General features: G+C 45.5%; 14 protein-coding genes and 2 pseudogenes. 1 reads left to right on the top strand and 15 read right to left on the bottom strand.

The features are described from left to right. Window positions 1-12: 12 nt before the first annotated feature. From nifD to nifH, 4 genes are read right to left on the bottom strand one after another with little or no spacing between them, the layout of a single operon-like run. Entirely contained in the window at window positions 13-1,644 is a 1,632-nt protein-coding gene (nifD, locus tag DBT_RS08795; protein WP_067619329.1) for a nitrogenase molybdenum-iron protein alpha chain, read from the bottom strand. A gap of 23 nt (window positions 1,645-1,667) precedes the next feature. Continuing rightward, window positions 1,668-2,066 (bottom strand): P-II family nitrogen regulator, encoded by a 399-nt coding sequence (locus tag DBT_RS08790; RefSeq protein ID WP_067619328.1) that lies wholly within the window; start codon window positions 2,064-2,066, stop codon window positions 1,668-1,670. Window positions 2,067-2,068: 2 nt separating this feature from the next. Then, the gene (locus DBT_RS08785) at window positions 2,069-2,398 is read right to left on the bottom strand and encodes a P-II family nitrogen regulator (RefSeq protein ID WP_067619325.1); all 330 of its coding nucleotides are present in this window, start codon (window positions 2,396-2,398) and stop codon (window positions 2,069-2,071) included. 18 nt (window positions 2,399-2,416) lie between these two features. Then, window positions 2,417-3,241, bottom strand: coding sequence for a nitrogenase iron protein (gene nifH / locus DBT_RS08780; RefSeq protein WP_067619323.1), 825 nt, complete (start codon window positions 3,239-3,241; stop codon window positions 2,417-2,419). A 394-nt stretch (window positions 3,242-3,635) separates the two neighbouring features. Here nifH and nifA point away from each other — a divergent pair, with 394 nt between their 5' ends. Then, window positions 3,636-5,267 (top strand): nif-specific transcriptional activator NifA, encoded by a 1,632-nt coding sequence (gene nifA / locus DBT_RS08775; protein WP_279614877.1) that lies wholly within the window; start codon window positions 3,636-3,638, stop codon window positions 5,265-5,267. A 43-nt stretch (window positions 5,268-5,310) separates the two neighbouring features. Here the strand turns inward: nifA and DBT_RS08770 are convergent, their stop codons facing one another. The 11 genes and pseudogenes from DBT_RS08770 to DBT_RS08725 all read right to left on the bottom strand — a co-directional run bounded on the left by DBT_RS08770 (window position 5,311) and on the right by DBT_RS08725 (window position 13,149). Next, window positions 5,311-5,667, bottom strand: coding sequence for a gamma-glutamylcyclotransferase family protein (locus tag DBT_RS08770; protein WP_067619321.1), 357 nt, complete (start codon window positions 5,665-5,667; stop codon window positions 5,311-5,313). 525 nt (window positions 5,668-6,192) lie between these two features. Next, window positions 6,193-6,501 (bottom strand): DUF2513 domain-containing protein, encoded by a 309-nt coding sequence (locus tag DBT_RS08765; RefSeq protein ID WP_067619319.1) that lies wholly within the window; start codon window positions 6,499-6,501, stop codon window positions 6,193-6,195. Then, window positions 6,502-7,017 (bottom strand): hypothetical protein, encoded by a 516-nt coding sequence (locus tag DBT_RS08760; RefSeq protein WP_067619316.1) that lies wholly within the window; start codon window positions 7,015-7,017, stop codon window positions 6,502-6,504. After that, window positions 7,014-7,571, bottom strand: a complete 558-nt coding sequence (locus DBT_RS08755) for a hypothetical protein (protein ID WP_067619314.1) — start codon at window positions 7,569-7,571, stop codon at window positions 7,014-7,016. Before DBT_RS08755 ends, DBT_RS08760 begins: the two co-directional genes overlap by 4 nt. A 15-nt stretch (window positions 7,572-7,586) precedes the next feature. After that, a pseudogene (locus tag DBT_RS12895) lies at window positions 7,587-7,667 on the bottom strand (type II toxin-antitoxin system HicB family antitoxin); the annotation flags it as partial. Window positions 7,668-7,746: 79 nt separating this feature from the next. Next, window positions 7,747-8,163: a type II toxin-antitoxin system VapC family toxin gene (locus DBT_RS08750; protein ID WP_067619310.1), complete on the bottom strand. Its 417-nt coding sequence runs from the start codon at window positions 8,161-8,163 to the stop codon at window positions 7,747-7,749. A 2-nt stretch (window positions 8,164-8,165) separates the two neighbouring features. Next, on the bottom strand, window positions 8,166-8,345 hold the full coding sequence (locus DBT_RS08745; protein WP_067619307.1) for a hypothetical protein: 180 nt from the start codon (window positions 8,343-8,345) through the stop codon (window positions 8,166-8,168). 39 nt (window positions 8,346-8,384) lie between these two features. Further along, window positions 8,385-8,966 carry a hypothetical protein gene (locus DBT_RS08740; protein WP_141674262.1) on the bottom strand — a complete coding sequence of 194 codons (582 nt, stop codon included), beginning with the start codon at window positions 8,964-8,966 and terminating at the stop codon, window positions 8,385-8,387. Between the two features lie 162 nt (window positions 8,967-9,128). Continuing rightward, a complete protein-coding gene (locus DBT_RS08735) occupies window positions 9,129-9,314 on the bottom strand; it encodes a hypothetical protein (protein WP_067619300.1) in 186 nt (61 codons plus the stop codon). Window positions 9,315-9,407: 93 nt separating this feature from the next. Then, window positions 9,408-9,623 (bottom strand): annotated as a pseudogene (locus DBT_RS12890) (SOS response-associated peptidase family protein); the annotation flags it as partial. A gap of 226 nt (window positions 9,624-9,849) precedes the next feature. Next, on the bottom strand, window positions 9,850-13,149 hold the full coding sequence (locus DBT_RS08725) for a Swt1 family HEPN domain-containing protein (protein ID WP_067619295.1): 3,300 nt from the start codon (window positions 13,147-13,149) through the stop codon (window positions 9,850-9,852). Between the last annotated feature and the right edge of the window lie 11 nt (window positions 13,150-13,160).

Below are 13,160 nucleotides of genomic sequence, written 5' to 3'. Positions count from 1 at the left end.
TAGATCCTCCTTCTACTCAATAATAAGAGCGCCCTTTATGAGTGGAGATGCTTCCCATGGGGCCTTTGCAAAGGACCACGACGGATTATTGATTAACATGTCGATTTCCTTTGCAAAATTCACTGCGCCTTTATAGCCAGCAAAGGGACCGCTATAGTCGTAGTTGTGAAGCTGCTTAGATGGCACCCCCATCTTCTGGATTACGTACTTGTCCTTAATGCCTGAACAGACAATGTCTGGCTTCAGTTCTTTCATTAGGTATTCGAGTTCGAAATGGCTGATATCGTCTACCACCAGGGTCCCAGACCCCATGTCCTTCATCATTCCCTCGTAGGTGTCTACGATGCCCATTTCCTTCAATTTTTTAAGCTTCTCAGGGTCTTTCCTTGGTTTAAAACGCTCTGGATCAGGCTCTACATCAAGTTCTGGGATGTTCCTACTGTCTGCATCGACTTTAATGTAAGGGAGTACATCACGTCCTTCGTAATCATCCCTGTGGGCAAACTCATAGCCTGCCACAATGGTCTTCATTCCAAGATCTCTAAAAAGATCTTGATAATGGTGGGCCCTGGAGCCTCCTACAAAGAGGAAAGCGGTCTTGCCCTCAAGCCTTTCCCTGTAAGGAGCTATGGCCTCTTCAGCCGCTCTTTCTTCTTCTTCAATAACCTTTTCAATCTGCTCTGTAAGGGCATCGTCCTCAAAGAAGGCTGCAAGCTTTCTAAGAGATTTTGAAGTGGCCTTTACGCCAATGAAATTCACCTTAATCCATGGAATACCGAACTTAGTCTCCATCATCTCTGCCATGTAATTTATTGAACGGTGACACTGAACGAGGTTGACGTTTGCCATGTGAGCACGCCTGTATTCAGTGTAGGAACCGTTACCGCTAAAGGTAGAGGCCACCTTGATACCACAGCGATCAAGGATGCGTTCAATCTCCCACGCATCTCCACCAATGTTGTATTCTCCCAGACAGTTTACTGTGTAACCGTCCAGCTCTATGTCATCTTTTCCAACAATGTGTTCAAAAAGGCCATTATTTGCTATATGATGGCCTGCAGACTGGCTAACACCACGATATCCTTCACAACTGAAGGCAACTATATCGATGCCAAGCTCTTTACTCATTTCCTTGGCAACGGTATGAATGTCATCGCCAATAAGGCCTACAGGGCACGTTGCGTGAATGCTTATGGCCTTGGGTTTAAAGATTTCATAGGCCTCTCGTATTGCGGCCCTTAACTTTTTCTCACCTCCGAAGATGATATTGTCCTCCTGCATGTCTGTGGAGAAACAATATTCCAGGTAATAGTGCCCGTCTTCCCTTGGAACCCCCTGGTTTCTGCGGGTCATCCAGGAATAGTAAGAGCAGCCAATCGGCCCATGGACTATGTGAATCATGTCCACTATTGGGCCTATGACAACTCCCTTACACCCGGCAAAACAGCAACCGCGCTGGGTAATTATTCCTGGCACCGTACGGACATTGGCCTCTATTTCCTGAGGTTCTGAAGGGTCTCGTACAACAATGTGTTTTCTCCTCTTTTTGGCCACCTTTGTTGGATAGACCCTTATAATATTTTCAACGACGTCTTCTATATCGAAATCTATGTCTCGCCTCTTTTCTTCTATTACAGCAGTCATATCGCTCATCCTCCTGCTAGATTTCAGGCACTCATCATCTCATCAATTGCCTGTTCTCCGGTCTCGCCAGTTCTAACCCTTACTACGTCTGAAATAGGTAAGACGAATATCTTCCCATCTCCCGGGCTATTAGTCTGGTTCACCTTGATTATTGTCTCAACCACCTCACTCACAGCACTATCAGGTACCACCAACTTCACCATTCGTTTTGGCATTAGCCTCGGTCCCTGAGCCACCAGGGAGAGGGCATCCAGACTGTCTTCAGGGTTTTCCTCGATGGCGGCGACCAACTTCTGGTCCAGTGCCTTTTTCCCCCTTCCCATCACCTTTGTCGCTGTAAATGCGGGGAATCCAGCCTGGACAAGGGCCTCTTTGGTCTGGTTCATCTTGTTTATCCTTATGACGGCAACCACTTCCTTCATTATCACGCCTCCTTTGTCCCTGAACTGATGGTGTAGATCTCTTCAACTGGGGAGACGAAGATCTTGCCGTCACCAAAGGCGCCCTTTTCTCCTGTCTTTGCACTCTCCATTATGGCCTTGACCACGAGGTCCTTTTCTTCTTCAGGGACAACTGTAAAGAGCATTACCTTGGGAAGTTCGTCATAGTAGACATCCCCTACCTTGATTCCCCTCTGCTTTCCCCTTCCATAGACCTCAATCTTTGTGACTGCTGGATATCCTGCGTCGAGAAGGGCACTCATCACCGCGTCGGATTTTTCAGGCCTCACTATGGCCCTTATCATTGTCATCATTTTTCATTTCCTCCTTTTTTAGTCGTATAGACCGTATTCCATGAGAAGAGATTCGAGTTCGTCCTGAGTCATTGGTTTCGGGATGACGAACATGTCATTGTCCTCGATGGCCTTTGCCAGGTTTCTATAATGGTCTGCCTGTGGATGATCAGGGGAATAGTCTATGACAGTCTTTCTGTGGATCTCAGCCTTTTGGACTATATTGTCTCTGGGGACAAAATAGAGCATCTGTGTCCCAAGCCTTTCTGCAAAGGCCCGGATGAGCTCTTCCTCCCTGTCGACCTTCCTGCTGTTACAGATGAGACCGCCAAGCCTCACCTTCCCAGACTCTGCATACTTCCTGATGCCCTTACTAATGTTGTTGGCGGCATACATCGCCATCATCTCGCCAGATAGAACGATATAGATCTCCTCTGCCTTACCTTCACGAATTGGCATGGCGAACCCACCACAGACAACGTCTCCAAGGACATCGTAAAAGACGTAATCGAGTTCATGCTCATCATCATATGCTCCTAGTTGTTCAAGGAGACTGATGGATGTAATGATACCCCTTCCAGCGCAACCAACGCCTGGTTCAGGCCCACCAGACTCCACACATCTCACGCCCTTGAATCCCTCTTTCATGACGTCATCGAGTTCAACGTCCTCACCCTCTTCTCTCATGGTATCCAGCACTGTCTTTTGAGCCATGCCGCCCAGCATGAGCCTTGTAGCATCTGCCTTTGGGTCGCAACCAACGATCATCACGCGCTTGCCCATCTCGGCAAGGCCAGCCACTGTATTCTGGGTGGTGGTTGACTTTCCAATTCCGCCTTTTCCGTAAATAGCAATTTTTCTCATAGCATCACTCCTCCGGTTTTTTTTGGTTTTGCCTTCTTACAGAGCAAGACCGATGCCAAAGGAGGGAACAAACTCTATCATGGAATGTTAATATATTGATTTCATTGTTTTTTCATAAAAAACACAAACTAAGATCACAAAAAAATCCATCAAGGCAGGATACTCGTTTATGAAATAAAAGATTCATTTTTGAAATATCTGTAACAATTCTGTAAGGAATGTCCCAGAACGGAATTAGTTAACAATTTTGTAATTTTTCAACTAAAATGATCCACAAAATTGTTATGCAATTGAGAGAACCACTAACCTCTTAAGCATAACATGCTGAAATAATTAATCTTACCTCCTGGAACAGTTTTTGCTTTAATAGCTTTGAAGGAGAAAAGGAGTAGCCATGAGGACCAATATCATTCAAAAAGGGACCCGGAGTCGTATGACTTTCATTAAAACAAATGACCTTAATATAAAAGGGCTGGAACTCGAGACACTTTACGAGATAGCTAAGCTCATAGGTTCAGCTCTAGATCTGGACAAAGCCCTTAACAAGGTGTTGTACATCCTAAACAAGAGACTAAAAATGGAGAGGGCAACCCTCCTATTGTTAGATGAATCTGGGACTACCCTTAAGATAAGGGCATCGTATGGACTGACCCCAGAACAGGAAAAAAGGGGAATTTATAAGATTTCCGAAGGGGTGTGCGGAAAGGTATTTAGGACTGCCACCCCTTTCGTAGTTAAAGACGTAAATAGCGAACCACTATTTCTGAACAAGACTGGGGCTAGAAAAAATCTCAAAAAAGGCACTATTTCGTTTATAGGTGTCCCTATCGTATTAAACAATGAGGCCGTTGGGGTATTGACCGTGGATAGGCTCTTTGGGCCCAATATCTCGTTTGAGGAAGACATCAGTTTTCTATCTGTAGTTGCCACCCTAATCGGACAATTTCTACTCCTAAATAATGCCATCAAACTCAAACACGCCAAACTCGTTGAAGAGAATCTGGATCTAAAGGCTGAACTCCAGAGCAAATACAGTTTTCCCAATATAGTGGGGAACTCTAAGGCCCTTAGAGACATCTTTAAGATAATAAAGAGAGTCGCACCAAGCACTGCCACAGTGCTCATATTAGGAGAATCAGGGACTGGTAAGGAATTAATAGCAAGGGCGATTCATCAAGCTAGCGACAGGGCAAATGGCCCATTCATCAAGGTGAATTGTGCTGCGCTACCAGAAAATCTCCTAGAAAGTGAGCTCTTTGGCCATGAAAAGGGCGCCTTTACAGGGGCCAGCTCCAAGAGAATGGGGCGCTTTGAACTTGCCCACGGAGGCACACTGTTTCTGGACGAAATAGGAGAGATGCCAATCTCTATCCAGGCCAAGCTCTTGCGAGTAATCCAGGAAAGGGAATTCGAGAGGCTTGGGGGCACCAAGACCATATCCGTGGACGTGAGGCTGATTGCTGCAACCAACAGAGACCTCCACGATGAGGTTTCAAAGGGAAGATTCCGAGAAGATTTGTACTATAGGCTAAATGTAGTACCAATTCCAATACCGCCCTTGCGGTCACGAAAATCGGATATCCCCCCCCTAATAGACCATTTCTTGAGGGAAAGTAACAAGAGGCACAAAAGACATGTCACTATATCAAAGGAAGCCCTTGACATCCTCCTAAAATACAACTGGCCTGGTAATGTGAGAGAACTGGAAAATCTAATTGAACAGCTCGTAATAATGTCTGAAACTTCGCGGATCCTGCCTCAGAACTTACCTATGTACATAAATGTCGATGAAAAAGTAGCCTGCTCCAACCACAGACCGCCAACCAGAAATGAAGGGCATAACGAAGAGACCGTAACACAAGCTACAACCCTAAAGGAACTGGAAAGGCGGGAAATAATATCTGCCCTCGCTAGAAATGGTTGGATACAGGCAAGGGCTGCCAGAGAACTGGGGCTTACGCAAAGGCAAATTGGTTATAAGATAAAAAAATATAATATAAAATTTCCATGGGAGTATGAAAACTAAGAGATCCACCTAGGGCAACAATGCCCTATGGTGGCATCACGATCTACTTGAAGACCCCATCCCTTACAAGCCTTCCCCTGGGTCTTGGGAAAAAGTATATCCAAGCCAAGACCTCTTCCTCTTTCTCTTCAATTATAACAGGGACCTTTTCCCTACAGTATAAGTCAGGATGTTCCTCTAGCTCATCCACGTGAGATAGGATCGCTTCATTAATTTCATATAATTCACCAAAAATGTTGGAAAGAGGCTGATTCTTGACAACGAATGGGTACTCCCCCACATAGAGTGCATATTTTGATTTGGTATATGCCTTACCAACAAATTTGGCACCCCTAAGATATGAGTGATTCACAAAGCCCTTCTTTAGTGTCCCGTAAACAAAAAGATAATCCTCACTCATAGATGCACCATTAACAGGATTTTCTAAAAGAAACAAGTCATAGGCAGACAGATTTTCTAGAAAAAGGAGGTGGATATGGTCGAGAGAAATCAGTCGTTGCTCTCTTCTTTTAAAAAAGACACCTACGAAAGCTCATAAGTACCTGAAATCATTGGCCCGCCCACAGGGATTCGAACTCAGAACCTACGGATTAGAAGTCCGTTTTTTGAGGAAAAGGCAGGAATTGACAGGTGTTGAAATATGGGTAAAAAAGTCTTTGACTACAGTAAGTTATCTATATTATTTACATGATAGAAAAGTACTAAAGGTGCAAGAAAATCCCGAAAGATGTTTAGCCCTGATTTAGCCCTGGATTTTCTTTTGAGACCAACGGATTCCATTGAAAGGGTCTGAAAGTGGCTTCCAAGTAAAAAAAAATCAAAAAATATACTGGGGTCTATTACTCAGAAAACAAGGTCAAAAAATGGCGGGAAAGACCAGACAGATGTTTCTGGGTGGTATTCCAAGACTCCCAAACTGGCAAGCTCAGGTGGGAAAGATGCGGATGGGCTTCCGAAGGCTGGACGCCTGAGGCTGCCCAGAGAAGGCGTTTCGAGCAGCATCAAGGAATTCATGCCCGTCCCATGTGAGGCGATGAACAATAACAGCTTCTACACCTGCCTGATCACTTTCCAAAAAAGTTGCCTTTATAAGTCCTGCTTCAGCCAATAAAACAAGGTGGTACTTGATTTCATCGTCCTGGTACCCGGGTATGTTAAAATTATCTGTCCCCTTTATTTCACCGGCCTCGACGCGGTGCAACAGTTCCCGAATAAGGTCAATATTGCGTTTCATTCAGGCCAAGACCTCCTCAAAAAACTGCAATAAATATCTTGAATGATCATCTTTTCTAAAAAGAATATGGTGATGAGCAAAATCTCTGCTGGCTTTTTCTCCTTGAGACCACCAGGAAACATCCCTCTTGGACGTATTTGAAATGATAAATGCCTCAAGTTTTACGTCAGGATCGCCAAGGCGTTTTTCAAGCTCCTTGTTCTTTTTTTGAAAAGCGTATCTTTGATCCTTAAAGCCGTGAACCTGTCTTAGTCCTTTGGAATCAATGAAGACCACGTGCTGTCTCTGGCCCTTTTTTATCCACATGATAAAATCTGGATAGAAATTGCTTCCCACAAAGAAGCCTATGCCTTTTTTGGACATATTTCTGAGGAGATCAAGCTCGCAATCTTTCAAAATATCAGGCATTGAACTGTAAAATTCCCTGAGATCCGAAACAAACTCATATTCTCCCTTGTTTAAAGGGACAGGAGCTATGCGTATCACTTGTGAAAAGAGGGCCGGCAGACTTTTCAAAAAGGGAGCCGCTTATGGGCCTTTTTGAGATAGTGCTGAAATTGTAGGATGTTTACGTGCATTATAAGGGTCTTACCGCCGCCTGTGGCTATCCAGACGGCAAGCTTGTTAAGATCCCTTTCAGCAAAGGGTAAAATGGCCTCGGCCTTTGGAAGCCTTTTATTGAACTCCTCTTCCAAAAATTGATTGAGTTCATCACAAAGGCCTTCCTTTCCAGCAAAGTACCTGTCCAGATAATATTCTGTAAACAGCATTGAAAGGTACTGAAAATAGAGAGGATAGAGCACATGGCCAGAGCTGTTTCTTTTCTTGGTGATCTTTTTCCAGTGCCTTACGATGTTGGCATCATAGGAAGAGAGCATCTCTTTGCTAATGGGGCTTTGGCTGGCCTTAAGGTGTTCTGAAAGCTCATGGGAAAAAAGTGTGGAATTTTCCTCGTCAAAGCCGATGAGGTCATCATTTGACAGGATTTTTTTAAGCTGAACAAATTCTTCTGCCCCAAACTGGCAGAGCAGCCAGTGAAACAGTGCAAGCTTTTTGTCAAAAGAGGCCATCTTCAGTTACACCTTTTCTTTCAAATTCTTTTTCGCTTCTTCCATGGTCGAACCTTGAGACGCAATATCCAGCTCAGGGCACAAGGTCACATACATATCGTCGAGGGTCAGTTGCCGCCAAGGAGCGCCAGTGGAATAGCGGTCAACTGCACCCAATTATTAGCGCAATATCTATCTATATTTCTATAACTTCCAATTCTGCAATACGTTTAAAATCAGCGATATTGTTAGTAGCGATCACTGATATACCATGTGCCATACCAATACTGGCTATTTCCACATCATGAATCCATAAACCACGAGGATTATATTTGCGAACTAATTTCTGAAAGACATCCATTGATATAGGAGTAGGATACAGGATTTCAATATCACTTAGTAAGCTGCTAAGGATATCTAAACATTCACTGGAAGATAGCTCTATTTCCGCGTTCCTGGTTAATACAACCAAAAACTCGGAAATATTTTTGGAAGTCGTAAAAAGCTTCAATGCTGAATCAGACAAGAACTTGACTGCCTGATTATTAAATTGAGAGTCGGCATCCACAGCATAAATCAGCACATTTGTATCAACTAGTATTGAATTATCCATAATTATTCATATGCCAATTTTCTTATATTCGCATTGTCATATTTTCCTTTTAAATGTACAGTCTTGATACGCAGGTTCCTTCGCTTGCCGCTTTTTATTATTTTAAGATATTGCTCAAGTTGAGGTAAATACTCCTCGGGTATCAAATCGATCTCCTTTTTTATTTTTTCTTTTAATTCCATTTTTAGGCCCCTTAGTGCTTTTGTTACATCGAATTACATTTAAGCGCTAACATCTTCTTTATGCAACGTGGAATATAATGCGCCTGTCCCCTTTTCTTCTTTTCTGATATCTATCACGGCCAAACCTTTTCCAGGCTCTCGACCGCTATCTGGAGTGACACCCGCCAGTTCGTTTATTTTTTTATAAGAAATATCACCATGAGAAAGATGATTAGCCAAAAGACTTCTAATGGCAACTTGGGCACAGGCCTTGTTTAATGAATTCTGCTGACAATATAGGATTCCTTTTATTGAAAAACGTCTGTTCCCACAAGCAAGTTGGAAGGTTTTGGGTCTAGCAACATAATTATGAGGATGCGGATATTTTTTGAAAACAGCTTCAAAGATATGCCACCGATCAAATTTTTTTGACGATACCACGTCATGCTTTAATATGGCATAACCTATGAGATTTCGGCTAGTTACCTTTTGTAGTCCATCCTGATTTTGAAACCGCGGTTTCCAGAAACAAAGCCTGATTGCTTCTTTAAATTCATAATCAGGAAAATATTCTTTCAGTTCATTATTTTCTTCTAAAATTAGCCCATGGGCGGGAAGTTTTTCTAATGTGATTGTCTGCATCCCAAGGGATCTTGCAAGAGAAAAACAACACCTTGTAGAGTCTATGCCCTTAAAATAGGATTCTACAAAATCAAAGCTGGAAGATGGCGAAATAGCTGGATGAATTTCAATTTGATCAACTGAAATATTTCTATGACTGGACATTACAACAAAAACGCCCTTTTAAGAGAAGAAGAGGGTGCTTTTTTCTGCCTTCTTGTGAGCTCGTTCAATTTTCCTGATAAATCGCCCTATATTTCTTTTATATTTCAAATTTATAGGAATAACTTCGGCCTGATTGGCAAACTTTTTTCTTAGTTCTTTAGCAATCTTAGGGCTGGTAAATTTTGCCTGTTCCTCCTTTGTCATACAAACCTCCTTGATAGCAAAACCTTAGCATAACTATAAGAAATTGTGAAGGCTATCACTAAAAATTGCTTTTTTCCAATAATTGCGGTGCATTCAAAAAAACAATGCTGGAAATTTCAACAGAACATAATTAGCCTGTCCCCTTTTCCCTTTTAAAGTGATGGACCAGGGCTGTTTTCTGCCGTCTCTTTTTTGCCACTCATAAAATCCATTTGCAGGTATTAGACACCTTCGATACCGAAAGGCATTTTTGAAGGCAGGCTTTGTGGTAACAGACTCGGCACGAGCGTTTATCATACGGTAACCTGCCTTTTTGTCCTTTGGCTATGATGGGATAAAGCTCCCAGCGGACAAGGGCAAGCTGGCGCGGATGCCCTGGAAGCTGCCTTATGGCCGTAATATCGGTTCCTGAGGCGATGTTGTAACAGAGCGGAATCTCTGGGGCTAAAGGAAGGGGAGAAGTGTTCCAGGAGCTGCCTTTTCGAGGCTGTGAAGGCGAAGCGGCCACACATTTACTTTTTTGGCCCTTCTCTGATTACTCCTCTTCAAAATCGAAGCTATCGAATTTGAGCGTATGGCAGTTTTCTCTTAGAGAGAGCATAGTTTCTTCACTGATGCCATCTGGAATATTGGCCTGAATTTCTAAAGTTACCTGGACATCTGCTCCCATGAGCTTAGTGAGATGCTGAATGACCTCATCAGCAATCTGTGCGGCATCCCGGCCCACACGCAGGGGATCCAACTTAACCGAACCATAAAACCTTCGATAAACAGGTTTTTTGGGCCGTTCTTCATACAGGATTTCTTCCCGATTTTCCGATATCGTTGGATCTTTTTTTGATTCCTCTTCAAAAAGGGGATATCTTTTTTCCTTTCTTTCAGCCTCCCTTTCAGCCTTTTCTTTTTCGATCTGCTTAATTGCTACATCCGGCTTTACGATGAGATTTCCCGACTCGGCCTGGATATTCACGTTCGCCCGTCCAGCAACCAGGCCAAGATAGCGTCCTGTGGTCTCATCTTTCCCCTGGGCATAGGCAAATGTATCTGTTCCCCAGGTTAGAAGAGAAACGCCCTCTCGAATGGCGGCAAGCAGCACTTCCCTATCGCGAAGCCTCGGAAGATAGTTATAGGTTGCGAAATATTCTACCAGCTTTTTTATAGCCACATCGTCGCCGTTCCACAGGGGTACCCGGTCAAGTTCCATGCGCAGCCGGATCCCGCCCATCTGGGTAAGGAGCAGTTCCTCATTCTTTAGTTTCTTGCTGGCCCTCACAGCAAGACTCCCCGAGCCCTGCAGCCTTATTTCCACCCACTCCATATCTCCATGAAGTTCAGGCTGATCCGGCACCAACAGCCAGATCCAGGTCTCCGGAATCCTGGCCCTTACGGTCTCATCTGCACTCTTCAGCTTTGTCTCAGCCTGTTTTGTCTGAAAGGGATCGAGATTGAGCTGTTCCCGCTCATCAAAAATGGATTTCCAGGCAAGATATTTCCGGACAGCGCCACTTTGTTCCTGCAATCTTGTAGCGTCTGCTGCCAGAAAGACAAGGCTGTTCTTGTAATTCCTTGGGCTGCTGCCACGCTTTTCCAGGATCTGGGCCGCCTCCTTCCTTGCCGGGCTGTCATGGTTTCCTTTGCTGTGGGGGAATTCTGGCCCCAGGATCACCAGGCGGGCCTCCTTCTCATCCGGAATATCACTGCCTGGCGAACAGCTATGGACCCTATGGAAATCTCCTCGGCTCCTAGCCTCTTTCCTGAGTCGAGCCGTAATCTCATCTATAACCTCATGCTCATTGAGCTGACCCGCCCTGTCTTCGGCCAGTCTTGTAACTGTAGGCTGCGTGGAATACCAATATCTATTTCCATCAACATAGAGATAGGTGGCCCTGTCTGTCAGCCTCCTCAGGGCGTCCCCAAAGGTTGCCACCGTCTCTCCCGGCTGCAGGCATCCTAGCTTTATCTGTTTGTCGTCGATTCCCTTGTTGGCCACCCGCTGGAGAGGGGCTGAGCCGATATAGATGGTCCTTGCCACCCTGCGACAGGCAGAATACCGGCCAAGATTGGGAACCTCCCTGTCAATGGCAAGGGGCAGGGAATGCTCTCCGTCCACATCTTTGGCAATAACCGGATTCCAGTGGTCATCAAGATATCGGGTAAGCTCAAACTGCACTGCCGGGTCATCGATTGGTACCGTGGCGGGCATTATCAATAGGTTTGAATCCTGTCTCTCCCAAAGGGAGTGAATAACTGATGCCATTAGACGCAGCACACCTCTGGTGCGTTGGAACTTATCAAGGGTTGACCAGTCATTGTAAAGCCTGTCAAAGAGTTCAGGATGTATAGGATAGGCCATTTTGATACGCCGTTCATATTCTGCTTCCCGGCATTCAGAGGGAAATTCATTGTGCTGGCTCCCATACATTTCAACAAAGGCCCTGGCGACTGCATCACGGGCCACAAAGGCCTGCTTATGGGTAATTGGCTCAAAAAGCCGCCGCCTTACTATCTCAAATCCCTCATCCGGGCTTGCTGGCCTCCAGCTTGACTCCACCCTGCCTATGGCGTTTTTGAGCCGCTCCAGTGCCCTTGCGCCCCATTCTCCTCCAATTTCATTGTCAGAGGCAGGTATGCTAACCACAAGAAAGGTATCATTGGCCGCCTTTGCCGCTTCACTAAGGGCCTGGGCAAATGTGAACTGGGTGTCAAATGAGCCTGCAGGTAGATCGCTTCCGGCATGAAGCTGACGGGCAAAGGCCACCCATTCGTCAATGAGGATGAGGCACGGTGCATAACGGTTGAAAAGGTCTTTGAGCTTGTCTCCTGGATTAGTGGCCTTTTCATCATCCAGCCGCACCATCTCATAGCCCTCTTTGCCGCCAAGCTGCCAGGCGATCTCACCCCACAGAGTCCGGACAACTGTTCCGTCCTCCTTCTTACTAGGATTTCCAGGTGAAATTTTGGTGCCTACGAGAACCGCCCTTCTGACAGTAGTTGCCGGTATCTTGCATTCGGTCTCTCTGATGAGCTCTTCAACTCCTGGGAGTTCTGCTACAGGTGTTCCGGAAAAGAGGTGATACAGGGCCAGCATACTGTGAGTCTTGCCGCCTCCAAAATTGGTCTGAAGCTCCACCACTGGATCTCCACCCTTTCCGGTAAGACGGCACACCGCGTTCAGGAGTAGTTGCCCAAGACCCTCTGTAATAAAGGTCCTGCGGAAAAACTCTGATGGATGTTGATATTCAGATGAAGCTTCTCCCAGGTAGACCTGCCAGAGATCTGCTGCGAACTCTGCCTGCTGGTATTTTCCGCTTGCAACGTCTGGATGCGGAGTTACGATCTCGCGCCAGGGTTTGAGCCCTCCTTTCGGCTTTCCGTCTGTGGCCTGAACAGCAATCTTCCGCATCTCATTTCGGCGCTGCTCGTCAAAACGCACCCGTAAAAGGGCCATCTTCTGGCCCTCGATCTCCCTGGCTTCCGGGGCAGACACTGCAGAAAGGAGCCTTCCCATGCTATCAAGTGCCCTGTAGGCATCGTCGCTCGAAAAGGCCTCCTGGTGCGCCCACCTGTTCCGTACATCCCTCAGTTCGCTGACCAGAGAACGCTCAGAGCGGCCGAGTACATCCCTGAAGACCACATTCCAGGCATTCCACATGAGCTTGAAAATGGCTGCAATGTCCCAGTTGATGTTCCCAGATTCGATATTCAAGAATCCGGCCGCCTCTTGTTCCCACCTCTCTCCATATTTGGCCCGGAATTCCCTTTCAACAAAGGGCATCAGCCCCTTTCTCAAAAGCTCCAGTGCATCTCCTACTCTGGCATGGTTGGTCTTGGCCATGGTTTCATTCC

This window comes from Dissulfuribacter thermophilus (assembly GCF_001687335.1).
GTDB lineage: Bacteria > Desulfobacterota > Dissulfuribacteria > Dissulfuribacterales > Dissulfuribacteraceae > Dissulfuribacter > Dissulfuribacter thermophilus.
This window is presented reverse-complemented; position numbering and strand designations above follow the sequence as displayed.

What these genes read in the sequence shown, in the direction of transcription:
- nifD (WP_067619329.1), bottom strand. Translation starts at nt 1,644, where the DNA reads ATGACTGCTGTAATAGAAGAAAAGAGGCGAGACATAGATTTCGATATA.
- DBT_RS08790 (WP_067619328.1), bottom strand. Translation starts at nt 2,066, where the DNA reads ATGAAGGAAGTGGTTGCCGTCATAAGGATAAACAAGATGAACCAGACC.
- DBT_RS08785 (WP_067619325.1), bottom strand. Translation starts at nt 2,398, where the DNA reads ATGATGACAATGATAAGGGCCATAGTGAGGCCTGAAAAATCCGACGCG.
- nifH (WP_067619323.1), bottom strand. Translation starts at nt 3,241, where the DNA reads ATGAGAAAAATTGCTATTTACGGAAAAGGCGGAATTGGAAAGTCAACC.
- nifA (WP_279614877.1), top strand. Translation starts at nt 3,636, where the DNA reads ATGAGGACCAATATCATTCAAAAAGGGACCCGGAGTCGTATGACTTTC.
- DBT_RS08770 (WP_067619321.1), bottom strand. Translation starts at nt 5,667, where the DNA reads ATGAGTGAGGATTATCTTTTTGTTTACGGGACACTAAAGAAGGGCTTT.
- DBT_RS08765 (WP_067619319.1), bottom strand. Translation starts at nt 6,501, where the DNA reads ATGAAACGCAATATTGACCTTATTCGGGAACTGTTGCACCGCGTCGAG.
- DBT_RS08755 (WP_067619314.1), bottom strand. Translation starts at nt 7,571, where the DNA reads ATGGCCTCTTTTGACAAAAAGCTTGCACTGTTTCACTGGCTGCTCTGC.
- DBT_RS08750 (WP_067619310.1), bottom strand. Translation starts at nt 8,163, where the DNA reads ATGGATAATTCAATACTAGTTGATACAAATGTGCTGATTTATGCTGTG.
- DBT_RS08745 (WP_067619307.1), bottom strand. Translation starts at nt 8,345, where the DNA reads ATGGAATTAAAAGAAAAAATAAAAAAGGAGATCGATTTGATACCCGAG.
- DBT_RS08740 (WP_141674262.1), bottom strand. Translation starts at nt 8,966, where the DNA reads ATGCAGACAATCACATTAGAAAAACTTCCCGCCCATGGGCTAATTTTA.
- DBT_RS08735 (WP_067619300.1), bottom strand. Translation starts at nt 9,314, where the DNA reads ATGACAAAGGAGGAACAGGCAAAATTTACCAGCCCTAAGATTGCTAAA.
- DBT_RS08725 (WP_067619295.1), bottom strand. Translation starts at nt 13,149, where the DNA reads ATGGCCAAGACCAACCATGCCAGAGTAGGAGATGCACTGGAGCTTTTG.